This window comes from Vibrio sp. dhg (assembly GCF_003443775.1).
Lineage (GTDB): Bacteria > Pseudomonadota > Gammaproteobacteria > Enterobacterales > Vibrionaceae > Vibrio > Vibrio natriegens.
In genome coordinates this window covers 3,170,808-3,195,613 of record NZ_CP028943.1, presented here as the reverse complement: position 1 = coordinate 3,195,613, position 24,806 = coordinate 3,170,808, and the positions used below count along the sequence as shown (strand labels likewise).

Genomic DNA, 24,806 nt, shown 5'->3' with positions numbered 1-24,806 from the left:
TCAATGTAAGAACATTGAATGTGTAATAACGAGAATTAAAAACAGCTTTCCAAGTTTTCTCTAGAAATAGAGAGTAAGAATTTGCTTGGCGACCATAGCGTTTTGGACCCACCTGACTTCCATTCCGAACTCAGAAGTGAAACGAAATAGCGCCGATGGTAGTGTGGGGTTTCCCCATGTGAGAGTAGGACATCGCCAGGCTTTAAATTTTGGACGTTCGCAAATGCGGATGATACCACTGCGGAGTGGTAGTTCAGTTGGTTAGAATACCGGCCTGTCACGCCGGGGGTCGCGGGTTCGAGTCCCGTCCACTCCGCCACTTATTAGAAAGCCTAGTCGAAAGACTAGGCTTTTTTCGTTTATGGCACATGACTTCCCTTTCAGGGACATCGAGTCAGGCTTGTGCGCAAGCCCGGCCATTCCACCACTTATTCGAGACCCTAGCAGAAATGCTGGGGTCTTTTAGTTTGTGCTGAGTTAAGTTGGTCATTCGACCAATGAGTCCCGCAAAAGGTTTGCCCGTCGTCTGCGACCCCAGCCACTCCGCCACTTATTACAAAGCCTATTCTGAGTGCTCGGTTTTATCGCTTTGATATTTTTGACTTTACTAGCTAGAGGGTTCCTACTTAAGACGTTCTGTAGTCACCACAATTATCTTCGACTCTACCGAGTTCCTTCTTCTATCGAATGTAATCAAGAAGGTCTTATCAGTTTTTCCTATTCACGTTTCTAAAAGTCAGAACCTATCTACAACGCAGTCTACAGAGAGTAATAAGGTGTATTAGGCAGCATTAATGAATGAAAGAGGAGATGCATAATAGAGTCTATTTGCTGGTTAGTTTCAACAATAGATCCCGCCTGATAATCCAATTCTTTTAGTAAAGCCCTGTCCGCTTACGTCGCCTGAACGCAGATATCCTTTTCTTTACTTGGAATAAAGATGACGATAAGGAAAAGTCTAGATTGAACTGAGAATGCCCGTTTCGTTGCTATTGAGTAGTTCCAGCAATTCCGTTTCTATATCTCCAGTTTGTTGCTTGAAATAATCATTGGGTATTGCATTGAACTAAGATAGTGGGTTTGTTTGTGGATTGAGGTTACTGGGAGGAATGAGGGGATGTTTGAAAGGTGATAAAAAAGCCGACACTTACATGTCGGCTTTTAGCTATGGGTTTGTACCGTCTACTTAATCGTTTTGAACGAGTGTCAGCGCTTTACGAGAAACTTCGTGTGCCGCTTTAGTTAGATTCTGCTTCTCTAGTGTGTCGGCAAGGAAAGCGTAATCAGAGACGTTTGAGCGTAGCTTTAAGGCTGCTTCAAATTGCTCTTGAGACTCATGCCATTTCTCTTGGCGGAAGTAGAAGTGAGCCAGTGCACTGTGTGCTGCTGCATTATCTGTCTCTTTCTTCACTACGCCTTCAAGGAAGACAACGATAGGATGGATGTCTGGTACATTTAACTCAGGAAGAAGCTCGTATAACTCCGGTGCTGGTGTTTTATTTAACGCTTCTTTTAATACAGTAAATGCTTCGTTATCTGCTTTACGGGCAATCAACTCGCGAGCAAAACATGCGATCAAATGAGGGTCTTGTTTTACTTTGCGAGCCAAACTGTTCCAGTGAGAAATCAATCCTTCACTACCTTGCTGTTGAGCAACATCGTGTAGCAATCCGCATTGTGCTGTTTTAATCAGCTCAATTTCTTCGTCTTCAGTCACCTGTTTTGCTTTGTTTAGCTGAGGCATCAAGTCAATTAATGGTTGCCATAGATTCAACTGCATGTAGGTAGTTTTCAGCAGGTTTAATACAATCGGGTTGTTTGCGTGCTGATTTTTTAGTGAAGATAGCGTGTCAAATGCCGCTTCAAACTCATTGTCGCGAATAAACTGTTTGGCACGGGTCAGCTCAACGGCTAGGTGCGCGTTTTCTTGCTGACTCGCTAGCTCTAAGTATTTGTCACGTTTCTCTTTATCACCTTGACCTTGTGCTGCTTCTGAGGCGACTAGGTAGCACAGAAGTGGCATGTCGTGGTGATTTGCCCAGCGAGTGACTTTCTTCTCTGCACCTTTCCAGTCACCTTCTAGCAATTTGATTATGCCTTCATTGGTGTAACGACGAGAGCGACGCATTTTTCGTACACTGAAATAGTTCCAGGTACTTGAACTTGCGTAGACCAGTTTCTTAATTAGGTATTCTAAAATGAACAGACCAGCAAGCGCCGCGATAACAAAAATGACCAGTGTTGTAACACTCATCTCAATGGTTTTCTCGGCGATCGAGATCAGAACGTAACCCTGTTGGCCTGAGTATTGTGTACCCACAAATAGGCCGGCTCCTAGAATGGCAAATAGGAAAATAAGACGAAACATTACTTATCCTCCGTGCCTGTCATAGTGGTTACTTCACGACGTAGGCGTTCACGAATAACATCAGATAGCTGAGACTGAGTTTCCAGTTTAGCCGGGTATTCAACCTGGATGTTTTGCTGGCTAAGCTGGCCGATCGTTTTGTTGAACTCTTTAACTGAGTTATCGTCCTGATTAAAGAACGCTAACGCCCATTTATCTGCTGTTTTTAGCGAGGTCGAGTACACTTCGCCTTGCTCTTGATAAACCGCTTTAATAGCCGTTTCTAGCTTAGCTTTGATGTTCTCTTTAAGGTAGAAATGCTGCTGAGGAGAAAGCAGTGGGATGACGTTGCCATCGCGAGTACGGAAAGTAATGAAGTTTTCTGAGAAGTCTTTCAGAGACGTCATCAAGTTATCTTGCCAGTTGGCAATGTCTTCAGACACTTCTTGCTCAGTCACAGCCGCAGCTTCAGGAAGTAGGGCATTCGCCAGTGGCATTTTATCGACTTGTTGTTGCAAGGCTGTCAGACGTAGCACTAAGCCGTCACGGTCGATTAATGGCACGGTACGTAATTTAGTGATGTCATTCGCCATCGCTTTACGAAGGTTAACTAAACTCGGATCATTGAGTGCAGCAATACGTTGGTCTGCGCTTTCCATCAATTGAGTTGCGCTTTCAACGTCGTGCTCTAGGAACAGCTTGCGACCAGCCAGTTTAACTAAGTAATCGGCTTCGGCCAGTAACCAGTCGTTTGGACGGCGGCCTTTCACGTCAGCCACAGCCAATTGAAGGCTTTCGATACTTTTTTGTTGCTGACCAAGAACCACTTCAGCTTTATGCGTTACCGTAGTCGCCTTCTCAATAGTTTCTTCTTTAACCTGAGTCAGTTCCTGCTTCATAGAAGCTTGAGCTTGTTCTAGTTGGCTTTGAAGCTGAGCTATTTTTGCTTGGTAGTCAGTCTGCTGTTCGTGAAGCTTATACGCTAAGCCTCCACCAAAGATGATCGACAAGATGATTGCGACTGTGCCCAGTTTGACGCCTCGCTTGCCTTGTTTCTCTTCAAACTCAACTTTCTTTTGTTCTGCTGGCTTTTCTGTATCAGCAGGTTGTGATGATTCCTTGGTAGGCTCAGCATCCTGTTTCGGGGTATCTTTTTCAGCTAGCGGTGCCGAAGAGGTTTCTTCAGCAAGGTTTTTATCGTTATTTTTTTGGTCGTTATTTTTACTTGTCATGCCTTTATCCTGTGTAGCTAGGGCTGGAGAGCAGCCAGTAATTCTTGGTTGGATGCGCTTCCTGTGCACCTCACCTGAGTGAACCCCTTTTGAATTGCGATGTCGGCGATACGCTGACTGGGTATATACAACTCTCGTTGATTAAGCCAAGCCAATTGATCTGACGTTAATTGGCTGCACAAATAATCAAGTTGTTCACCACTAGTGACGATGATCTGATTGATTTGTTGGGCTTTCCATAGTGAGACACAGCTTACTGGATCGAATGGGATGAATTCTCTCTTGTAAGTCTCACTATAGTGAACTTTTGCTCCACGTCTCACCAATGCATCTTTAATAAGCTCTCTTCCACCGTTTCCACGCAGAATAACAACGTTCTGTTTTTCTACATTGTTTAACGCTGGAAGTTGCAATAAGTGTTCACTATCACTGACTTGAGGATAGTGTACTTTTTGTTGCGTGCATTTGCTTAAATAGTGTGCTGTTTTTTGACCAACGGCAAGGTAAATGGCGTGTTTAGGCCATGATATACCGTTGTTTGATAATATTTGCTGTGCGCATTGCACCGCATGTCTGCTGACAGCAATAATGAAGTGTGCGTGATTGAGGTGATCGGAGAGCTGTGTATCCGAAAGATCGGCAACAATGTCGATCAATGGATGGTGGTATGCGGGAATGCCGTGCCTTTCGAGCAGAGAGCAAAGCTCAATGCCTTGCTCTCCCGGCCGAGTGACCAACACTGCCATGATTAGTCGTGATCTGCGTACAGCTTTGTGAGAATGTCGCGAGCACCATTATCCAGCAGTTCATTTGCTAATTGGATACCGAGTGCTTCGCCATCTTTACGGTGGCCACGGATTTCGCCACGGACAATTTCGCTGCCGTCTGGTTCTCCGACTAGTGCACGTAACCAAACGTTATCGCCATCAAGCAGAGCATAGCTACCAATAGGAACCTGACAGCCACCTTCCAGTGTTAGGTTCATTGCACGCTCACACAGTACACGATCTTCAGTATCTTTGTGGTTAAGTGGCTCAAGCAGTTTGAGTAATCGTTCGTCGTCTAAGCGGCATTCAATACCCACTGCGCCTTGACCTACAGCCGGAAGTGATTGCTCAGGTTCAATAAAACTTCTGATACGCTCTTCAAGCTTTAATCGTTTCAGGCCTGCAGCTGCCAGAATGATAGCGTCGTATTCGCCAGCATCTAATTTACCAAGGCGTGTGCCTACGTTGCCACGCAGTTCTTTGATGATGAGATCTGGACGATATTCCTTGAGCTGGCACTGACGGCGTAAACTGCATGTGCCGACAATCGCGCCTTGAGGTAATTCATCAACGCTGCTATAGGTATTAGAAACAAAAGCATCACGAGGGTCTTCTCGTTCGCAGATGGTGACAAGGCCTAATCCTTCAGGGAAGTCGACAGGTACGTCTTTCATTGAATGTACAGCCAGATCTGCACGGCCTTCCAGCATGGCGACTTCCAGCTCTTTAACGAATAAACCTTTACCGCCTACTTTAGCCAACGGTGTATCTAGGATCACGTCACCTTTGGTCACCATAGTTACTAACTCGACTTCTAAACCCGGGTGAGCGGCTTGAAGGGCATCTTTAACAAAGTGAGCTTGCCATAAAGCAAGTGGGCTTTTTCGAGTTGCAATGCGAATTGGTGTGGATTGTGTCATGATCTTCTCAAAGCTGTTTGGATTTGGCTTTATCCTACCATCCTCATCAAGAAATTCTTACTGTTAGTTGGATATCTGGCGGTGCTATGAATGGAATTACATGATGTTATGAAAATAGTGTGACTAGATTCTCAATTAGACTAAGGACTATTATTAGTTTGAGGCGTTTACAAGCGACACTAGCTCGCTGCTAATTTTGTGACTGGGGTATAGTTTTTTCTCTGCAATGAATTAGAGAGCAGAAACTTTACCATACACAATAAAAGTGTTAAATTGATCACGTTTTTAGGCTTTTTGGGCTTAAAATATCATCAGGTATCTTTGATTGTTCAACCAAGGAATTACCCTTGCAGGCTTACACCCAAAAAATAATTCAGCGATTAGATAAATTGAATCAGCAACGTGTTGAACGTGCGCTGGCGCTTATGGATTCGCAAAGCCAGCAAGTTTTTCACTTGATTCCTGTCTTATTGAATTACAACCACCCTGTCATTCCGGGCTACTACGATGCTGACGTCCCAGTTGGTGTCTATGGTCTGGAGCCTAATGACGTTCAACAGCAATTCATCGACGATACACAACTTACCATTGGCGATAAGCTAGAGGATGCAGCGCAACCAGCGATCCTTGGCCTTTACACCATGGGCAGTACTTCATCGATTGGTCAAAGTACATCGAGTGACTTAGACATTTGGGTATGTGTTTCTCCGCAGATGGACTGCGATGAGCGTGAATTACTCACCAACAAGTGTTTATTGATCACTGATTGGGCGCAGACGAAAGGTGTCGAGGCGAACTTCTTCCTGATGGATGAAGAGCGTTTCAGAAGTAACCATTCTGAAGAGATGACTGGTGATAACTGTGGTTCATCACAGCACTTATTGTTACTTGATGAATTCTATCGCAGCGCCGTGCGTATCGCTGGTCAGCGATTGTTGTGGCAAATTGTGCCACCAGAGATGGAAGAGTCTTACGACGAGTACGTTTCTCAACTTTGTCGCGATGGCTACATCGATTGTAAAGAGTGGATCGACTTTGGCAAATTGAACCGAATTCCAGCAGAAGAGTACTTTGGCTCGAATTTGTGGCAGTTGTACAAAAGTATCGATTCTCCTTACAAGTCGGTATTAAAAGCCATTTTGCTTGAAGCTTACTCGTGGGAATACCCTCACACTCAACTGTTAAGTATCGATACTAAGCGTCGTTTCTTTGCCCATGAGCCTGATCTCTACGGTATGGACGCGTATTATTTGATGTTGGAAAAAGTCACTCGCTACCTTGAACGTATTCAAGACTACACGCGTTTAGACTTAGTTCGTCGCTGTTTTTACCTTAAAACCCATGAAAAACTCTCTCGTCAGCCGGGTGTTGGCTCTGTTGCTTGGCGTCGTGAAGCCTTGAGCGACATGATTACCCGCTGGGACTGGGATGAAAGCGTGGTGGCAGAACTTGACGACCGCCGTAACTGGAAGGTCGAACAGGTGAAAGTAGTGCATCATGCGCTGTTGGATGCGTTGATGCAGAGTTACCGTAACCTTATCCAGTTTGCGCGTCGTAACGACATCACGTCGGCGATCAGTCCACAAGACATCAGTATTCTGGCTCGTAAGCTTTATGCGGCATTTGAGGTGCTTCCGGGGAAAGTGACGCTGCTGAATCCTCAAATCTCACCAGATTTACATGAGCCGGATTTGAGCTTTATCGAAGTGAAGAATGGTGGTGTGAATAAGTCCGGTTGGTATCTGTACAAACAGCCGCTGGTTGCACACCGTATTCTGGGTCAGCCATACCTTGAACACCATGAATATCTGAGCAAACTGGTTTCGTGGGCATTCTTCAATGGCCTGATCACGGAATCGACTCGTTTGCACGCTGTCGTACGTGAAGCGCAGTTAGATATTGATAAGTTCTACCAAATGGTGAGCGATTTACGTAACACCTTTGCATTGCGTAAGCGCCGTCCGACTATGCAAGCTCTGGCGAGCCCATGTGAAATCAGTCAATTGACGATGTTCATCAACTTTGAAAGTGATCCTACTGAAGAGTTATCCGGTCGTTCGCTCAAAGTAGATGTGAAGAATACTGATATTTTCAGTTTTGGTCCTGAGCATAAAAACTTAGTCGGCAGTGTTGATTTGGTTTACCGCAATTCCTGGCATGAAGTTCGTACTCTGCATTTTAAAGGCGAGACGGCGATGCTTGATGCACTAAAAACCATTTTGGGCAAAATGCACCAGGATGCGCTTCCGCCAGAATCGGTGGATGTGTTCTGTTACGCGAAAAACATGCGCGGTGTGATGCGTAATAAAGTGTATCAGTTGCTGGCTGAGTGTATCGACTTACGTTTGAAGCCTGTCGAACAAGAAAAACGTCGCCGCTTTAAAGCGATGCGTCTTGGCGAGAAAACCTATGGTTTATTCTTCGAGCGCCGCGGCGTATCGGTACAGAAGCTAGAAAACTCCGTCGACTTCTATCGCAGCATCTCAACTAATAAGCTGAAAGGTTCTCCGCTACTAATGCTCGATCGTGAGCAAGAATATCAAATGCCGGATGCGGTGGATGGCTTTGCTAGTGAAGGGTTAGTGCAGTTCTTCTTCGAAGACAGTGAGAAGGGGTTTAACATCTACGTACTTGATGAGTCGAATCAGGTGGAAGTGTATCACCAGTTCAGTGGCTCTAAAGATGAGATGATTGCTTCGGTTAACAGTTTCTATACCTCGGTGAAAGACGATACTCGTGTGGCTTCGAAGTTCATTAACTTTAACTTGCCGCAGTACTATCAGATCATTCATCCCGAAGAAGGTAACGCTTACATCATACCTTACCGTAATGATTGTCCTCCTCATCGTCCCAACAAAGCGGTGAATGCATAACAGCAAATCGAACAAAAATAAAAAGAGCACCGCGGTGCTCTTTTTCTGTATTGGTCAGGACAAAATGAACTTATGCCCAGTCGATCTCTTCACCAGCGTGTTTTTCACACTCTTGCTTGACCATTTCAAACAGTTCCATGCCAGTCTTCGAGCAGGTCCATTTATCTTCGATAAGCTTGAAGTGGAAGCCACCTGATTTTGATGCCAGCCAAATTTCATGCATCGGTTCCTGGCGGTTGATGATGATCTGGCTGCGGTCTTCAAATTCTAATGTCATTACGTTACCAGACACTTCGTAATCAATGTCTGCACCTGAATCATCGATGGATTCTTCAATGATTTGCATCTGTACATCCACCAGTTGATGAAATTCAGTATCGTTCATCCGTCTGTCCTATTGCTTTTCCTGAGTGTGGTGCGATTATAGGGGGCATTGATTCAATAATCACGATATGCCAAATGAAAAAATTAGTTACTGTGTTGTTTGTGATGGCTGCCGCTACGCTGGCAGGGTGTGGACAGTCAGGTTCACTCTACATTCCAGATGACACACAACAAAACGAGCAATCACAATAAATATCCGCACCTTTGGGTGAAATTAGGGTTCTGCAGTCGAATAAAATAAGGGAAGCGAATTTTGGATTACTTCAACTATCAGGATGATGGCCAGCTTTGGGCCGAAGACGTCTCACTTCAAGCTCTGGCCGAGCAATATGGCACTCCTCTTTATGTATACTCTCGAGCCACGCTAGAGCGCCACTGGAAGGCGTTTGATAGTGCAGTGGGTCAACATCCTCATCTGGTTTGTTATGCCGTAAAAGCAAACTCAAACTTAGGCGTACTGAATGCACTGGCTCGTTTGGGTTCAGGCTTTGATATCGTATCTGGTGGTGAACTAGAACGTGTTATTGCTGCCGGTGGTGACGCGAAGAAAGTGGTATTTTCTGGCGTAGGTAAAACCCCAGCAGAAATGAAACGCGCACTGGAACTTGGTATCAAGTGCTTCAACGTTGAATCTGAGCCTGAACTTGAGCGCCTGAATAAAGTGGCAGGCGATCTTGGTGTGATTGCTCCTATTTCACTGCGCATCAACCCAGATGTAGACGCAAAAACTCACCCTTATATTTCGACTGGTCTTCGCGACAACAAATTTGGTATTGCGTTTGATCGTGCACCTGAGGTGTACAAATTCGCCCAAAGCTTGCCGAACCTAAACGTACAGGGTATCGACTGCCATATTGGTTCTCAGTTAACTGATATTGAACCTTTTATCGATGCGACTGATCGCTTGCTTGCTCTGATTGATGATCTGAAAGCGCAAGGCATCAACATTCGTCACTTGGATGTTGGTGGTGGTCTTGGTGTGGTTTACCGTGATGAGCTTCCTCCACAGCCATCTGATTATGCGAAGGCTCTATTGGGACGTCTGACTAATCACCAAGATCTGGAACTGATTTTTGAACCTGGTCGTGCGATTGCAGCGAATGCGGGCATCTTGCTGACTCGCGTTGAGTTCTTAAAGCACACTGAGCATAAAAACTTTGCCATTATTGATGCAGCAATGAATGACCTGATGCGTCCTGCTCTTTACCAGGCATGGCAAGATATCGTGCCAGTTTCGCCACGCGATGGTGAAGCGCAAACTTACGACTTGGTTGGACCAATTTGTGAAACCGGTGATTTCCTGGGTAAAGATCGCGCGTTGGTTTTACAAGAAGGTGATCTACTCGCGGTTCGTTCTGCTGGCGCCTATGGTTTTGTTATGTCTTCGAATTACAATACTCGTACCCGAGCGGCGGAAGTGATGGTGGACGGTAAGCAAAGCCATCTTGTTCGTCAGCGTGAGGAGCTGACAAGTTTGTGGCAGCTGGAACAGATTCTACCGGAGTAACACAAAGCAAATGCATTTCCACTTTTCCAAAATGCACGGTTTGGGTAACGACTTCATGGTCGTCGACTGCATTACCCAGAACGTGTTTTTCTCGCAAGATTTGATCCGCCGCCTGGCGGATCGACACACTGGTGTTGGTTTTGACCAATTGCTCGTGGTAGAAGCGCCGTATGACCCAGAGACCGACTTCCACTATCGCATATTTAATGCCGATGGCAGCGAAGTTGAGCAGTGCGGAAACGGTGCACGTTGTTTTGCGCGCTTTGTTCGCCTTAAAGGTTTGACCAACAAATACAGCATTAGCGTGAGTACCAAGAAAGGGAAAATGATCCTTAACGTCGAAGACGATGGCGAAGTAACGGTCAATATGGGCGTGCCAGAGTTTGAGCCGAACAAGATCCCTTTCAAAGCGAAGCAAAAAGAGAAAACCTACATTATGCGCGCTGGTGACAACACCCTGTTTTGTGGTGCTGTTAGTATGGGCAACCCTCATGTTGTGACGGTCGTGGATGATGTCGATACTGCTGATGTCGATACATTAGGTCCGCTGCTAGAGTCTCACGAGCGTTTCCCTGAGCGAGTGAACGCTGGCTTTATGCAGGTTGTCGATCGCAGCCATATCCGTCTGCGTGTTTATGAGCGCGGTGCGGGCGAAACTCAGGCATGCGGCAGTGGCGCCTGTGGTGCGGTTGCAGTTGGTATTCTACAAGGCTTGCTCGATGAAAATGTCAAAGTGTCGCTACCTGGTGGTGAACTGAATATTTCTTGGCAAGGTCCGGGTAAACCGCTGTTTATGACAGGCCCTGCTAGTCATGTCTTTGACGGGCAACTGTCGTGCTAGTGGAAGAGAAAGGAAACGTTTTGTCTGAAGTGGAAGCCGATACGTTGACGGCCGAAGTGGTCGCTGAGTACCTCAAAGATCACCCGGACTTTTTTGTTCAGCGTCCAGAACTGGTAGACCGTTTGTCATTTCCACATGTGGATTTGGGGGCGGTTTCACTGGTTCATATTCAGATGAACCGTCAGCGTCAACGCATCGAAGAGCTCGAGGAAGAGATTACGACACTGATGTCTCTGGCTGCCAATAATGACCGAACTTTTTACGAGTTCATGGATTTGCAGGGACAGATTCTCAAGTGTGGTGATTTCAAGCAGGTGATTCATGCCATTGAGCAGAAAGCGCATGATCTCGGCTTGCGTGCTTACGTTCGTCTGTTTAGTCAATGTGATGCCTCTGTTCAACTGGGTAAGGAAAGCTACCAGCGTTTTGCTACGACGCACCTCAATGGCAAAGATGCCTACTTAGGTCGCTTACGCAAAGTCGATCGTGAAGCCTTGTTTGGCAGTTTGGAAATGCCAGAAATGGGGTCTTATGTGGTATTGCCGTTAATCAAGAAACAGACACTGGGTGTTCTTGCATTTTCGAGCCAGGACGGCGGACATTTCCAACCAGATATGGATACCTTGTTCTTGCGTCATCTATCCTTAGTAGTGGCACATCTTGCTCAAACATTGGTATGGCAACGTTACGATGACGACAACTCCAAACACTCCTCTGCCAAATAGTCTGCAAAAGCCTCTTGAACGCTTCTACGAATTTCTGCGAAGTGAAAAGGGGCTAAGTTTGCATACCCAGCGTAATTACAAACAGCAGCTGGAAACCATGGCGCACCACTTAACCGAAATGGGGTTGAAAGACTGGTCTCAGGTTGACGCGGGCTGGGTTCGACAACTGGCAGGTAAAGGCATGCGTGAAGGAATGAAAGCCAGCAGTCTGGCCACTCGTTTATCTTCACTGCGCAGTTTCTTCGATTTTCTTATCCTGCGCGGCGAAATGTCGGCAAACCCGGCCAAAGGTGTTTCCGCACCGCGTAAGCAGCGTCCGCTGCCAAAAAACCTCGATGTCGATGAAGTTAACCAGTTATTGGAAGTGAACGAAGACGACCCGCTAGCGGTTCGCGATCGCGCCATGATGGAGCTGATGTACGGTGCGGGTTTACGATTGGCTGAGTTGGTAAGTGTCGATGTGCGTGACGTGCATTTACGCAGTGGCGAACTTCGTGTCATTGGTAAAGGTGATAAAGAGCGTAAAGTTCCGTTCTCAGGCATGGCGACCGAGTGGGTAGGCAAGTGGCTTAAAGTGCGAGGTAACCTCGCAGATCCCGGAGAACCAGCATTATTTGTGTCCAAGCTTGGTACGCGTATTTCGCATCGTAGTGTGCAAAAGCGTATGGCAGAGTGGGGACAAAAACAATCGGTAGCGAGCCACATCAGCCCACACAAGTTACGTCACTCATTTGCGACCCATATGCTGGAATCAAGTAACAACTTACGTGCGGTCCAAGAGCTGTTAGGTCACGAAAATATTTCGACCACGCAGATCTACACCCATTTGGATTTCCAACATTTGGCGCAAGCCTACGATCAAGCACATCCACGAGCACGTAAAAAGAGCGGGGACTGAACCAGAGCATGAAATTTTACCGCCGTATTGCGCCAATTAAGGCGATGACGTTTGACCTTGATGACACTCTCTATGACAACTATCCGGTCATAGTACGCATGGAGCGTGAGCTTTTGACTTGGCTCCAACAAGCACATCCTGCGGTCGCCCATATGGAAAAACCGGACTGGGTCAAAGTGAAAAAGCAGGTTTTGCAGCAGGATCCAGAATTAAAAAGTGACGTGACGCTTTGGCGCTTGGTGCAGCTGAAGCAGGGCTTTCTCGATGCTGGTTATCATGAAGAGCAAGCGCAAACTGCGGCGGAAAAAGGCGTGCAAGTCGCCCTTGATTGGCGTAATCGTTTCAAGGTTCCGCAACTGAGCCTTAACGTACTCGCGCAGCTTGGTGAGCAAATTCCTTTGGTTGCCATCACTAATGGTAATGTTGACTTAGATAAAGTCGGTCTGACCCCCTATTTTAAAAGTGTGCTGAAAGCGGGACCGGATGGATTAGCCAAACCAGCCGGTGACATGTTTGCTAAAGCGCAACAGATTTTAGATCTGCCGGCAGAGAATATTTTGCACGTCGGCGACCATATCGTAACGGATGTTCACGGAGCAAAACTGGCTGGTTTTTCGGCTTGTTGGTTTAACGACGTAAACAAGAATATCGCGCAATTACCTAGAGCTAGAACGTTGCCGGATATGGAAATTCATAGCTTACCGCCGTTACTCTCACTGATTTGATGTGGCAGAGACTCAGAGTTTAAATTGTTTCACGTGAAACACGTATAATAAAGCGCAGCCAAGGCTGCGCTTTTTTGTTGTTACTTTCTGCGCTAGTGCTTAAGCGTATGTCCGCTTTTTTCTGCTTGAAAGGCGGCAAGGTAGTGCGTAAAGAAGTGTTGCATCTGCTGCTGGTTATCTTCTTCCCCTAATTGCCCTAATAATTGCGCCGCAATTTCAAACGTACATAGGTTGCCTTGTTGCTGGTTGCGACGCAGCTGATAATGCGAATCGCCCTGGGTTACAAGCCCCATCAATGGCACGTTCTCCAGCCATCGACTTTTATTAATCATTTTGCGCGCCTCTTGCCAGGTTGCATCCAAAATAATAAACAAAGGCTTTCGGCTTTGTTGCTGGCTCTGCTCTGCCACTTGTTCGAGAGTCAGGCTTTCCTCGCTGGGAAACAGTAACACCGGGTACAGGCTTGAATCTTCAAGGTGAGTCATTAACTCACCAGGTGGTTGCTTGCGATCCCAAATGGCTTGCTTCACATTCAGTTTGCATTGCTGCAGCAGTTTACCTGTGTTGGTATCTCGCGCCAGTTCATTGGGGTGCATTAATAGCATGATGCTGTGCTCGCTGCTGAGATTAGGCAGCAGTGAGCAAATACAGTTGAACTGAAAACCACAGTCAGGGCATGGTAGTGCCATTACAAGCGAACTCCTTCGCGGACTGGGCTAATACCATCCGAGAACAGGCGCACACCACTCACTTGTGTTGACGTTGCCTTTGGCGCCATGCTCGGATTGATTGGGTAGCTGACGCCAGTGTATTGCATGATGTGTTGAGCCGGTGTTGCACCACCTCCACTGACATTAAAAATTAGGTCTCGCCAGCCGTGTGAGGTTTGCTGGCCCAGCATTATCGGGCTATGTACTAGAGTGATACGGCTGTTAAAACGCCACTCACTTTGATGATTTTCAAACACGAGTAAGGTACAGCCGCCTGAACCACACCAATCTAGCTGAACGAACAGTTCTTCGTTTCCATCACCATTCAGATCGTAAGTCAGCCAGCGGTATTGGTTATTGCTAAGATTGGTTTGATTGATAAAAAAGTAATTGCGCACTGCTGCATCGACTTTGGAGTTGAAGTCGGCACTAGAAGGAATATCTGCGCTGCTGATAGGACTGTTAGCTCGCTCTTGGGAGGAGGTCTTCGTTCCTGATTGACGTACTGTTGCCGGATACAACACCAAGCCGCCATCAGCAATTGGGTAAACCATAGTGCCAACTTTTTCTTGCGTGGCTTTAAGCTGGTTTCCTTCGCGGATGAAAAGTCGCTCTGACTGTAAACGCTGTTGCTGGTGGTGGGTCATTACGACCTGAATCTGTGACGGACTTAACTGCTGCCAGTAACCACGTTCAACCAGTGGCGCTTGACCGTCAGAGTAACTGTATTGGGTTGTCGCACTGTGATCTGGCTTTAAGGTCATCTGTACTTCAAACCCTTGTGATTGCGTTGACGTTGCGACGTAAGTGTTTGCCCATTCGAGTGTCGAGTCGACATTCGATGCCATGCCACAGCCCTGATACGTTGTACCATCGTGTTTAAGCGTCGCTGTCCAGCCATAGATGGAATCACTCATGGTGTCAGAACAAAGGTTTTCCGTCATGCGCAGTTCGCCATCCGCAAGTTGATAAGTGCGTTGACGTGCTTGTAGCTGTCTGGATTCAATGGTTATAGATTGTGCCGGTTTACCCGGTTGCTGAAATTGCAGTGCGTCCGACTCAAAAGTTGCTGACCAGAATGGCTCATTACCAAATACGCGAGTGGGTTTACTTGGCTGACTGCATCGCTGCGGGTTTTCACTGGTGAGGAGGTTAACCTGTTCAACGACAAAGTTGGCGTCGAAATCCGCAGAGAAGCCTTCATTGCCTGGAGGATTCAGGTGGCCAATCATTTCCCCATACATGGGTTGATAAGGCTCGTTACTCAACGACATGGCGCGTTGAGCTTGTTGTGGTGACAGTTGCAGCCAGTATTGTTTGTCACTGCCACAAGGCATGATGTACTGGCTTTCGTGGCCAATAACCACTTCACCACGCAGCATAAACGTTTGAGGTTGAATGGTTTCAGGCTTATCTAGTGATGCTGGTGGGGTGGTTATCTCCTCGTTGCCATTTTCTGGCAGTTGCGAGCTACATGCTTGCAGAACCAGCAGAGTGGCCAGGGCCACTGGGTTTTTCAAAGCCTTCATGTTATATCTTCCTCATTATTATTGTTACTCAATCAGCATCGGATGGCATTATGGCATATTGGTTATTTAAAACTGAACCAGATACCTTTTCTATTGACACGCTTCGAACCCAAAAGGTTTCATGTTGGGAAGGCGTTCGTAATTATCAGGCGCGTAACATGATGCGTGATCAGCTGAAACTGGGCGATTTGGTTCTGATTTATCACTCTTCGTGTAAAAACGTTGGTGTTGCAGGAATTGCCAAAGTCATACGCGAGGCGTATCCAGACCATTTTCAGTTCGATCCAGAAAGCGATTATTACGACCCGAAATCGGATCCGGACAATCCTCGCTGGATTATGGTTGATGTAGAGTTTGTGCGTAAAACGGACCGCGTGATTCCGTTGTCAGTGATGAAAGCGATGCCTGAGCTGGAGAACATGCCTTTAGTCAAACGCGGAAATCGTTTATCGGTTATGCCAGTGACAGAGGAGGAGTGGCAAGCGATTCTTGGCCGAGAGAAACTGCCCAGCCAGCGTTAGACTAGATAAAAACAAGGGCTGATTTATACAGCCCTTGTGAAGATTTTCTTATTGCTCGTCTTGCAGCAAATGCTTTTGCAGATAGCGTGCAACCGCATCATCGGCGTTACTGCCAATCACTTCGTTGTTTGGTAGTGCTTTCATTACTTTTTCGTGCGCAGTCCCCATAATCAGACCTTTACCCGCCATTGACAGCATTTCGACGTCATTCATGCCGTCACCAAATGCAAGGCAGTTTTTCAGTTCTAGATCGAGTGACTCCGCGATGGCTTGCAGAGCATGACCTTTAGAGACTTCTCCGTTCATGACTTCCAGACACCAAGGCGTGGAGAAGGCGATATTTAGTTTGTCTCCAAACTGGTCACGTAACTGAGTTTCGAACGAGACCAGACGTTCATGATCTTTGTCTGCATGGGTAAAGAAGATTTTCGCGATGCCGTCAGTTGGTGCCTGATTTTCATCGAACAGCTTGTAAGTAAACTCTTCATGGAATTCACGCAGCGTTTCATCGTCTTTGTTTAGTAACCAGTCGTCATTCTGATACATGTGGATAAGTATTTCATGATCGTGCTTGATCGTGTCGATCACGCCTTGAACGAGCTCCTGTGGGACGTTTTCGCTGTACATCAGCTTATCGTTTTGATCATGCACGCGCGCACCGTTTGAGGTGATCATGTACGCCGGAATCCCAACCTGAGAGCGAATACCAGCGACGTCTACGTGGTGACGACCTGTAGCAAAGACAAAGGTGTAGCCCATTTCATGTAGCGTTCGCAGCGTCATTTTTGAGTAAGCGCTGAGTTGATGATTGGGCGCAAGTAAAGTGCCATCCAGATCTGAGGCAACGATTTTAGTGATCTCTTTGCAAGGTAGCGATGTGCTCATGAAGTCCTCGTAAACGGTTTGGATAGTGTCGATTAAGTAGAGTGCAGACGGAGCCCTGCAGACTGACTAGATCATGCGGCTCCGAATGCTAGGGGGAACTTAAGGTGCTATTCACCTTTCGGGGTTACATCTCGGTTGAAAGCTGAACAAGCCTAATCAGTGTACGTTAAAATAGGGATGAAAAAGAGGGTAAATCGCGTTGCATACATTTCCTCTTTAAATTGCTCAGAGAATAGGGACGTATAAAGTCCACTTTGCGTATCTGGCGGCGGACTGTTTTTTATGAAACGGAAGAAGGCTTAGGCTGTTTCATAAAACGGAAAATCGCATCCAGAGCCTGATTACGGTATTTATCGGCTTCGAACAAAATTTCATGATGAGCACCTTCTACGGATACCAGCTCGGCATTCGGGTTGGTTTTACTCAACTTATCAATAAAACGTTTCTGAGCCAGATTACTGACAATACGGTCTTCTCCGGCTTGAATAAGCAACACGGGTATTTTTACCTGACGTGTTAATAAAAAGCATTGTTTGGCTGCCATCAGCCCTTGCCATACCCAGCGGGTACTTGGTCCACCAACTTGTAGCTCCGGCATGTCTGAATAAAGTCCACGAAACCAACGATAGCGATCATGGCTCTGGCTGAGGAGATTATTCTCAAACGGTTTGGGGAAGTAGGGCTGATGACCAGGCGCATAACGTGGCAGCGTTGATACTGCCGAAAGAATTTGTGTCACCGGCAGGGCGATCGGAGATAAGTACCACGGCAGGTTAATCCCGAACATCGGGGCACTTAAAATCAACCCTGTGAAATGATGCTTCGGGTGAGTTTGAAGATAACGAGTGGCGATGGCTCCGCCCATGGAGTGCGCGACGATAAAACACTGGTCATAGTGGCCGAGATCGTGCTTTTTTATCACTATGTCCATATCTTCAACATAGTCTGCAAAGTCATAGACGTGACCCATGTCCGAGTCTTCTAGTAGCCGGTCGGATAATCCTTGCCCACGGTGGTCAAATGAGTAAACGTCGTAACCTTGGCGGTAGAAATCATAAAACAGTTCTTGGTATTTCCAGGAAGACTCGATTCGTCCATTAACAACCAGCACCGCTTTTTTGTGTTCAGGGTGGGTGAGTTTGCACCAGTAGATCTTCTTTTTTTCTGTCCCTTTCACAAAGCCTTCTTGGCGACTTTGCCAGAGTTCAGCGATCGGACCACCTATCGCTTGCTCAAATAAGTTCTCTTGAGTATAAGTCGTAGGGGAATGGTGAGTAGCCATTAGTCGATTACCTGAAAATACATTGTAGACGCGATGTATCATCGAAGAATTAGTGAGGAAATGCAATGGATACCCATGTTTGGTTTGCCTATTTGGTCACAGCAATTGTTTTTAGCCTTGCTCCGGGATCAGGTACTGTAAACTCGATCAGTAATGGTCTGAGCTACGGTACACGTAAGTCACTTGGCGCGATTATGGGTTTGCAAATTGGTTTAGCGATTCATATTGCTATGGTGGGTGCTGGTATTGGTGCGCTGGTGGCGCAATCGGCCACGGCGTTTGCGGTTATCAAATGGGTTGGAGCGGCTTATCTTGTCTGGCTTGGTTTTCAGAAGTGGCGCGATACGTCTGGTTTGGTGGCGGCAGAGAGTCAAAAAGAGATGTCAGCAACAGCGCTGATGTATAAAGCGATCCTCATTAATTTAACCAATCCAAAATCGATTGTTTTTTTGGTGGCTTTGTTCCCGCAGTTTATTGATCCGGCAAAAGACCAGCTAACTCAGTTATTGGTACTCGGGGTAACAACAGTTGCAGTGGATTCATTTGTGATGCTTGGTTACACGTCGCTGGCATCAAAGATGGGCCGTTTTATTCGCTCAGATAAAATTATGGCGAACATAAATAAAGTCTTTGGTTCCATGTTTATGGGATGTGGTGCACTATTAGCAGCTGCAAAATCATAAGTCGCTAATTATTAGGTTGTTTTTAGTATGAATACCACGTATGTCGCTCGCCAGCCTATCTTTAATCGTAAAAGACAAACGCTTGGCTACGAACTGCTGTTTCGGGATGGGGAGCGCAATGTTTTCCCTTCTCATATTGATGCAGACCGGGCGACATACCGATTGGTTGTCGAAAACTTCCTCTCTGTTGGCTTAAATCCGGTGATTACATCATCACGATGTTTCATCAACTTCCCTCATCAGAGTTTACTGCGCCGTTTACCGCACAGCTTGCCGAAACATAAAATCGTCGTCGAAGTACTAGAAACTTGTCAGCCTACTGATGAGCTATTTGAGGCGATCAGAGAGCTTTATCGAGAGGGCTACCTGATCGCATTGGACGACTTCACCCTTACTCCAGAATGGAAACGTTTCTTGCCTTACGCGCACATTGTAAAGCTGGACATTATGGCAATGGGGTTAGAGGCCGCGTGTGAATTGGTTAAAACGCAGCTAGCGCAACGAGTTAAATACCATTTTCTAGCTGAGCGGGTAGAGACAGAGGAAGAGTTTAATCAGGCAAAAGCAGCCGGTTTCAAATTCTTCCAGGGTTACTTTTTCAGTAAGCCTCTTGTGTCTCAAACCCATTATGTCAGCCCAGAGCAGGTTGTGGCACTGCAGCTATTTCGTGAAGTGTGTGTGCCCGAACCAAATTTTCAGCGTATTGAAGACCTGATAACGCAAGATGTGGCGCTGTCGTACAAATTACTGCGCTTTGTGAACATGCAGGCGACCAAGCTGGAAGTGGAAATCCGTTCGTTTCGTCAGGCTCTGATTTACCTTGGGCAGGATAATCTAAAGCAGTTCGTCTCACTTGTCGTGGCGTCTTATATCTCGACTAACAAACCACGTGAACTGTTTAACCTCTCACTTCAACGAGCTCAATTTTGTCAGTTGATGTCTCGTCACCAGCCATTCTCTCATTTGAACGAGCAAGGTTTTATGGTCGGCTTGTTGTCGATTCTAGATGCCATACTCGATCTGTCTACTGAATCCTTAATCAAGCAATTACCGCTCAGTGAGTCTGTGCAACAAGCGTTGCTGCATCGAAAAGGGGAGTATGGTGCGCTTATTTCTCTGGAAGAATGCTACGAACGCGCTGACTGGCTTGGAGTGGAAAAATTTTCTAATCAGCTGGGCCTTTGTTTCGAGCAAGTACAGGCTTCTTTGGGTGAAGCGGTTCGTTGGAGCCAAAGCGTCGCTAACGCCTAGCTTTTCCATTATTAAACTTTTGTGACGTTAAGTGCTGAGCGCTTGACGCTGCCGTGGTTTTAAATAAACATATACGCATATCCATATATAGGTATGTTTACTATGCTTCCACATCAGTTTTTCAAACTTTTATCTGACGAGACTCGAGTGCGTTGTTTAATGCTGGTGGCTCGTGAAGGAGAAGTTTGTGTGGGCGATTTAGCGTTTGCACTTCAAGAGAGCCAACCGAAAGTGTCTCGTCATCTTGCCCAGTTACGATCCAATGGCATCTTAGTTGATAAGCGTCAGGGACAATGGGTGTTTTACCAGTTGTCACAAGAGTTGCCAGGTTGGATGAGAAAAGTGATTAACGATTTAGTGGCATCGAACTGTTTGAAGCAAGAGTACCAGCAAGATATTTCGCGCCTGCACGATAAAAATCGTGAGGCCTGCTGCTAACAGCACACAACGGATAAATATTTCAACGCAGAAGATTTGAAGGGAAAATTATGACGATTAAAGTAGGAATTAACGGTTTTGGCCGAATTGGCCGTTTGGCATTGCGTGCGGCGTTTGACTGGCCTGAATTGGAGTTTGTTCAGATTAATGATGTTGCTGGTGATGCGGCAACGCTAGGGCATTTGCTGGAGTTCGATTCGGTTCAGGGGCGTTGGCACCATGAAGTTCAGGTCGAAGGCAACGAACTGGTCATTGATGGTAAGCGTATCGTCACTACCCAGCAGCGAGACATCGACGCCGTTAATTGGTCAGGCTGTGATGTTGTGATTGAAGCCACTGGCGTACATCGCAAAACGTCGTACTTAGATCAGTACCTTGACCAAGGTGTTAAGCGAGTTGTCGTCAGTGCGCCAGTGAAAGAAGAAGGTATTGCCAACATTGTTGTGGGTGTGAACGACCATATCTTTGACCCTGAAAAACACCGTATCGTGACCGCGGCATCTTGTACTACCAACTGTATTGCGCCAGTGGTGAAAGTGATTCATGAGAAACTTGGTATCGAGCAGTCTTCCTTCACAACCATTCATGATCTGACCAACACACAGACTATTCTGGATGCACCACACAAAGACCTTCGTCGTGCTCGCGCTTGTGGCATGAGCCTTATCCCAACCACGACAGGCAGTGCGACGGCGATTGTGGAAATTTTCCCTGACCTGAAAGGCAAAATTAACGGCCATGCCGTACGTGTTCCTTTAGCCAATGCATCTCTGACTGACATCATCTTCGATGTTAAGCGTGATACCACAGCAGAAGAAGTGAATGCATTACTGAAAGAAGCGTCTGAAGGTGAACTGAAAGGCATTCTTGGTTTTGAAGAGCGCCCATTGGTATCGATTGATTACAAAGGCGACCAGCGCTCTACCATCGTCGACGCGCAATCAACCATGGTCGTGGGCTCACGCATGGTGAAGATTTACGCGTGGTACGACAATGAAATGGGTTACGCAACACGTACAGCAGAGCTGGTACGTAACGTTGGTCTGGCTTAAAGAGGTTTAACTATGTCTCATCCTACATGGCAATTAGCGCTAGAGTCGGGCGCATTGGTATTAACACCGTGTCCGGGTACTAAAGATGTTGCGCTACAAGCATCACTTGAGCAGTTGAAAGAGCAGGGCGTTCAAGCCGTCGTTACCGCATTGGATAACACTGAACTGGCAGCCAAAAATGTTTCTGAGTTGGGTGAAATCACTCAGCAACTGGGTATGAAATGGTTTCAGGTCGAGATAGAAGACGATTGTGCACCAGATGATGCGTTTGCGACGAAATGGCAGCACGCGAGTCCTGAGCTACACGCCATTCTTGCCGAGGGCGGTAAAGTTGCTATGCACTGTATGGGCGGCTCCGGCCGGACTGGTCTTTTGGCTGCGCACTTACTGCTTGAGAAAGAGTGGGTGCTCGACGATATCGTGCGTGAAGTACAGGCTTTGCGCCCTGGCGCATTTACGAAACCCGTGCAGGTAGAGTACATCGAGCGCGTAGCACAGAGTGCTTGATCAGCTTATAGAGCTTTTGGAACATTATGATCCAAAAGCTCTAGTTCAGTCAGCTTAGCGTCTATTTTGAATACATTAATTAAATTCAAATTACTATTATATAGCTGATTTAAATAATCTTTTTGTTTTTAACCTGAAAGATTATTGAGCTTGCACGTTTGTACCAATGCCGATAGAAACTTATTGGTGTTCAGGTTTTACAGTATTTGGCACATCATGATCCAAATGCTTTTATTGCTGTACATCTGAGGTCAAAATGATTTCACAACTAAGCAAAAGTATTCGTCAGTACATGTTAGTGACGTTCAATTATTGGAACTTTACGGTTACCGATGGTGCGTTACGCATGCTGGTGGTGCTTTACTTTCATGACTTGGGTTACTCAACCCTAGCGATTGCGTCACTGTTCCTTTTCTATGAATTTTTTGGTGTGGTCACCAACCTGATTGGTGGTTGGTTAGGTGCGAGACTTGGCCTGAACAAAACCATGAATATTGGCTTAGCAATGCAAGTTTTTGCGTTATTGATGCTTGCTGTGCCAAATGCTTGGCTGACTATCCCTTGGGTGATGGCGGCACAGGCACTGTCAGGTATTGCTAAAGACCTCAACAAAATGAGTGCGAAGAGTGCCATTAAAACCTTAGTCCCCGATGATCAACAAGGTGCGTTGTACAAATGGGTGGCTATTTTGACTGGCTCGAAGAATGCACTCAAAGGTGCGGGATTCTTTATTGGTGGCTTATTGCTGTCTTGGGTGGGTTTCCAACATTCCATGTTCATTATGGCTGCTGTTCTGGCCGTAGTGTTTGTTTGTAGCATGATCTGGCTGGAAGCCGATATGGGCAAAGCGAAAAGCAAACCCAAGTTTCGCCATATTTTCTCTAAATCAGAATCAGTGAATATCCTGTCAGCAGCGCGTATGTTCCTGTTCGGAGCCCGTGATGTTTGGTTTGTGGTTGCTCTGCCAGTCTACCTCGGCAGCGTTTTTGGCTGGGATCACTTGTGGGTCGGTGGCTTCTTAGCGGCTTGGGTGATTGCGTATGGCTTTGTTCAAGGCTTTGCACCACGTATTACCGGTAAAGCGCAAGGCCGCGTACCTGATGGCAGTGCCGCACTCGTATGGGCGGGCATATTAGCTCTGATTACAGGAGGAATTGCCTACGGAGTACAAGTCGGTTGGCAACCAGAAATTGTTATTGTGGCTGGGCTAATGATTTTTGGCGCGGTATTCGCGATTAACTCTTCGCTTCATTCATATTTGATTGTCAGCTATGCCAAAGGCGATGGCGTGTCTCTGGATGTTGGCTTTTACTACATGGCCAATGCGATGGGCCGTTTGATAGGGACCGTTCTGTCGGGCTGGATTTATCAGGAAGCGGGTTTAGCCGCTTGTCTGTGGGTCTCGTTTGCTTTCCTTGCTTTGACCACTCTGATTTCAATCAAGTTGCCCAAAGCCAAGACAGTGACGGCTTAAGCGTACGCATTTACATTTATCGGGCTCCTCTACGGAGCCCTTTTTTGTATCGATATGGTTCGTTCTATCCTTGTGTTCTGGTTTTCGCCTTGGTTCTGGCTCTCTGCGGGCAAAAATAGGCTGCTTTGTCGCACTGAGTTAAAAATAAGCAAAAACAGTTTGTTAAGCATTCCCCTGACTGGAAATTACCCTATGCTATAAACAAACGATAAGCGACTCAGTTTAGGAAGAAGTATGAGAGAAAGGGTTCTGTTTTTTGATCTATTGCGCTGTGTGGCGGCAGTTGCTGTGATCGCTATTCACGTCTTAGCGCCATATCGAAATGAATTAGGGGTCATTCCTTTCGATCAGTGGCTTACGGCTGTGGGAGTCAATAGTGTAACCCGTTGGGCGGTGCCAGTTTTCATTCTGATCACAGGCGCATTAATGCTCACTGACACTCGACCTTTTGATGGAAAATATTATTTGAGAAGGCGCTTGGGTAAGGTGTTGGTGCCTTTTCTTTTATGGTCGGTTTTCTATGCTTACTTGTCCGGATGGACGGCTGAGGGGTTTAACTTTGAAACGGTTAAAGAGGTATTAAGTAACTGTGTCCACCATGAAACCTATTACCACTTAGGTTTTTTCTATTACTTTATTCCGCTCTATTTCGTGATCCCTCTGTTTCAGTGGATGGTACGCAATGTCGACGACAACGTTTTATATACTTACCTGGCATTCTGGTTGTTCACCAGTACCTTATTCCTGTTTAAGGTAGACGGCCCTTGGAGTAATCAGTTATGGCTCTATATGGGCTATTTACCTCTGGGTTACGTGTTGTACCAAAAGCTGCCTTTGAACCGCTCGAACGTCACTCTTTTTACTGGCTTGGGACTAGTCGCATTGGCGGTTACCTTTGCGATGGTTGTGACCAACAGTCTGGAAGCGGAGAAATACACAGTAGGACGCTGGTTGTCATACAAAACGCTGAATGTGATTCTGGCCGCGTCGATGATTTTTATGTTGGCACGCTATTTTGGCGAAGGACTATCGCCTCAGGTACAAAAAGTGGTGGGCTTTATCAGCCAGCACAGTTTAGGTATCTATTTACTGCACCCTATCTTTTTGTGGCCGATGAAGGAGTTTGGTTGGTATGAAGGGCATCCGGCATGGGTGATACCAGTGTGGATAGTATTAAGCGGCGCTGGAGCCTTGGCGATGAGTTATCTGTTCTCTCGTTCGGCCAAGACTCGCTGGCTACTGCCTTAATTGATAC

General features: G+C 46.5%; 23 protein-coding genes, 1 tRNA gene, 1 rRNA gene and 1 pseudogene. 17 read left to right on the top strand and 9 right to left on the bottom strand.

The features are described 5' to 3' along the window. Positions 1-84 precede the first annotated feature (84 nt). Positions 85-201, top strand: a 5S ribosomal RNA gene (rrf, locus tag DBX26_RS14960). 41 nt (positions 202-242) lie between these two features. After that, positions 243-319, top strand: a tRNA-Asp gene (locus DBX26_RS14955). 867 nt (positions 320-1,186) lie between these two features. Here DBX26_RS14955 and DBX26_RS14950 read toward each other — a convergent pair. Genes DBX26_RS14950 through hemC form a run of 4 tightly spaced genes read right to left on the bottom strand, consistent with a single transcriptional unit; the run spans position 1,187 to position 5,266 of the window. Further along, the gene (locus DBX26_RS14950) at positions 1,187-2,368 is read right to left on the bottom strand and encodes a heme biosynthesis protein HemY (RefSeq protein WP_118119629.1); all 1,182 of its coding nucleotides are present in this window, start codon (positions 2,366-2,368) and stop codon (positions 1,187-1,189) included. Then, on the bottom strand, positions 2,368-3,579 hold the full coding sequence (locus tag DBX26_RS14945; protein ID WP_014233342.1) for a uroporphyrinogen-III C-methyltransferase: 1,212 nt from the start codon (positions 3,577-3,579) through the stop codon (positions 2,368-2,370). Before DBX26_RS14945 ends, DBX26_RS14950 begins: the two co-directional genes overlap by 1 nt. 17 nt (positions 3,580-3,596) lie before the next feature. Then, a complete protein-coding gene (locus tag DBX26_RS14940) occupies positions 3,597-4,325 on the bottom strand; it encodes a uroporphyrinogen-III synthase (protein WP_014233341.1) in 729 nt (242 codons plus the stop codon). A gap of 2 nt (positions 4,326-4,327) precedes the next feature. Next, entirely contained in the window at positions 4,328-5,266 is a 939-nt protein-coding gene (gene hemC / locus DBX26_RS14935) for a hydroxymethylbilane synthase (RefSeq protein WP_065297537.1), read from the bottom strand. A 347-nt stretch (positions 5,267-5,613) separates the two neighbouring features. Here hemC and DBX26_RS14930 point away from each other — a divergent pair, with 347 nt between their 5' ends. Further along, positions 5,614-8,139: a class I adenylate cyclase gene (locus DBX26_RS14930; protein WP_020334064.1), complete on the top strand. Its 2,526-nt coding sequence runs from the start codon at positions 5,614-5,616 to the stop codon at positions 8,137-8,139. A gap of 70 nt (positions 8,140-8,209) precedes the next feature. On the opposite strand, the gene cyaY is transcribed toward DBX26_RS14930, so the two are convergent. Then, positions 8,210-8,524: an iron donor protein CyaY gene (gene cyaY / locus DBX26_RS14925; protein WP_014233338.1), complete on the bottom strand. Its 315-nt coding sequence runs from the start codon at positions 8,522-8,524 to the stop codon at positions 8,210-8,212. On the opposite strand from cyaY, the pseudogene DBX26_RS25505 reads away from it, so the two are divergent. The 6 genes and pseudogenes from DBX26_RS25505 (at position 8,504) to yigB (ending at position 13,219) form a co-directional block, all read left to right on the top strand. Beyond that, positions 8,504-8,715 (top strand): annotated as a pseudogene (locus tag DBX26_RS25505) (lipoprotein). The gene cyaY and the pseudogene DBX26_RS25505 sit on opposite strands and share 21 nt — an antisense overlap. A 61-nt stretch (positions 8,716-8,776) precedes the next feature. Next, positions 8,777-10,030 carry a diaminopimelate decarboxylase gene (gene lysA / locus DBX26_RS14915; protein WP_020334062.1) on the top strand — a complete coding sequence of 418 codons (1,254 nt, stop codon included), beginning with the start codon at positions 8,777-8,779 and terminating at the stop codon, positions 10,028-10,030. Between the two features lie 10 nt (positions 10,031-10,040). Next, positions 10,041-10,871: a diaminopimelate epimerase gene (dapF, locus tag DBX26_RS14910; RefSeq protein WP_065300366.1), complete on the top strand. Its 831-nt coding sequence runs from the start codon at positions 10,041-10,043 to the stop codon at positions 10,869-10,871. Continuing rightward, on the top strand, positions 10,865-11,596 hold the full coding sequence (locus DBX26_RS14905) for a DUF484 family protein (RefSeq protein ID WP_024372612.1): 732 nt from the start codon (positions 10,865-10,867) through the stop codon (positions 11,594-11,596). The genes dapF and DBX26_RS14905 overlap by 7 nt, the downstream gene beginning before the upstream one ends. Next, the gene (gene xerC / locus DBX26_RS14900; RefSeq protein ID WP_014233333.1) at positions 11,562-12,494 is read left to right on the top strand and encodes a tyrosine recombinase XerC; all 933 of its coding nucleotides are present in this window, start codon (positions 11,562-11,564) and stop codon (positions 12,492-12,494) included. Before DBX26_RS14905 ends, xerC begins: the two co-directional genes overlap by 35 nt. A gap of 8 nt (positions 12,495-12,502) precedes the next feature. Further along, positions 12,503-13,219: a 5-amino-6-(5-phospho-D-ribitylamino)uracil phosphatase YigB gene (yigB, locus tag DBX26_RS14895; protein WP_118119627.1), complete on the top strand. Its 717-nt coding sequence runs from the start codon at positions 12,503-12,505 to the stop codon at positions 13,217-13,219. A 92-nt stretch (positions 13,220-13,311) separates the two neighbouring features. On the opposite strand, the gene DBX26_RS14890 is transcribed toward yigB, so the two are convergent. Together DBX26_RS14890 and DBX26_RS14885 are read right to left on the bottom strand one after the other, a co-directional pair. Then, positions 13,312-13,908 carry a tRNA-uridine aminocarboxypropyltransferase gene (locus DBX26_RS14890; RefSeq protein ID WP_118119626.1) on the bottom strand — a complete coding sequence of 199 codons (597 nt, stop codon included), beginning with the start codon at positions 13,906-13,908 and terminating at the stop codon, positions 13,312-13,314. Beyond that, the gene (locus tag DBX26_RS14885; RefSeq protein WP_118119624.1) at positions 13,908-15,458 is read right to left on the bottom strand and encodes a COG3650 family protein; all 1,551 of its coding nucleotides are present in this window, start codon (positions 15,456-15,458) and stop codon (positions 13,908-13,910) included. Before DBX26_RS14885 ends, DBX26_RS14890 begins: the two co-directional genes overlap by 1 nt. A 50-nt stretch (positions 15,459-15,508) precedes the next feature. On the opposite strand from DBX26_RS14885, the gene DBX26_RS14880 reads away from it, so the two are divergent. After that, positions 15,509-15,979: an EVE domain-containing protein gene (locus DBX26_RS14880; RefSeq protein ID WP_118119622.1), complete on the top strand. Its 471-nt coding sequence runs from the start codon at positions 15,509-15,511 to the stop codon at positions 15,977-15,979. 48 nt (positions 15,980-16,027) lie between these two features. Here the strand turns inward: DBX26_RS14880 and DBX26_RS14875 are convergent, their stop codons facing one another. Both DBX26_RS14875 and DBX26_RS14870 read right to left on the bottom strand, forming a co-directional pair. Further along, positions 16,028-16,864, bottom strand: coding sequence for a Cof-type HAD-IIB family hydrolase (locus tag DBX26_RS14875; RefSeq protein ID WP_118119620.1), 837 nt, complete (start codon positions 16,862-16,864; stop codon positions 16,028-16,030). 280 nt (positions 16,865-17,144) lie between these two features. Further along, positions 17,145-18,146, bottom strand: coding sequence for an alpha/beta fold hydrolase (locus tag DBX26_RS14870; RefSeq protein WP_065303007.1), 1,002 nt, complete (start codon positions 18,144-18,146; stop codon positions 17,145-17,147). Between the two features lie 65 nt (positions 18,147-18,211). On the opposite strand from DBX26_RS14870, the gene rhtB reads away from it, so the two are divergent. The 7 genes from rhtB to DBX26_RS14835 all read left to right on the top strand — a co-directional run bounded on the left by rhtB (position 18,212) and on the right by DBX26_RS14835 (position 24,799). Further along, the gene (gene rhtB / locus DBX26_RS14865) at positions 18,212-18,829 is read left to right on the top strand and encodes a homoserine/homoserine lactone efflux protein (RefSeq protein ID WP_020334053.1); all 618 of its coding nucleotides are present in this window, start codon (positions 18,212-18,214) and stop codon (positions 18,827-18,829) included. A 27-nt stretch (positions 18,830-18,856) separates the two neighbouring features. Then, complete coding sequence (locus DBX26_RS14860; RefSeq protein WP_020334052.1) at positions 18,857-20,080, top strand: EAL and HDOD domain-containing protein; 1,224 nt, start codon at positions 18,857-18,859, stop codon at positions 20,078-20,080. A gap of 102 nt (positions 20,081-20,182) precedes the next feature. Beyond that, a complete protein-coding gene (locus DBX26_RS14855; protein WP_014233324.1) occupies positions 20,183-20,518 on the top strand; it encodes a metalloregulator ArsR/SmtB family transcription factor in 336 nt (111 codons plus the stop codon). 50 nt (positions 20,519-20,568) lie between these two features. Further along, positions 20,569-21,570, top strand: a complete 1,002-nt coding sequence (locus DBX26_RS14850) for an ArsJ-associated glyceraldehyde-3-phosphate dehydrogenase (protein WP_118119618.1) — start codon at positions 20,569-20,571, stop codon at positions 21,568-21,570. A 12-nt stretch (positions 21,571-21,582) separates the two neighbouring features. After that, the gene (locus DBX26_RS14845; RefSeq protein WP_118119616.1) at positions 21,583-22,077 is read left to right on the top strand and encodes a cyclin-dependent kinase inhibitor 3 family protein; all 495 of its coding nucleotides are present in this window, start codon (positions 21,583-21,585) and stop codon (positions 22,075-22,077) included. Positions 22,078-22,333: 256 nt separating this feature from the next. Next, complete coding sequence (arsJ, locus tag DBX26_RS14840; RefSeq protein ID WP_118119614.1) at positions 22,334-23,551, top strand: organoarsenical effux MFS transporter ArsJ; 1,218 nt, start codon at positions 22,334-22,336, stop codon at positions 23,549-23,551. Positions 23,552-23,785: 234 nt separating this feature from the next. Continuing rightward, the gene (locus DBX26_RS14835; protein ID WP_118119612.1) at positions 23,786-24,799 is read left to right on the top strand and encodes an acyltransferase; all 1,014 of its coding nucleotides are present in this window, start codon (positions 23,786-23,788) and stop codon (positions 24,797-24,799) included. The last annotated feature ends 7 nt before the right edge of the window (positions 24,800-24,806 follow it).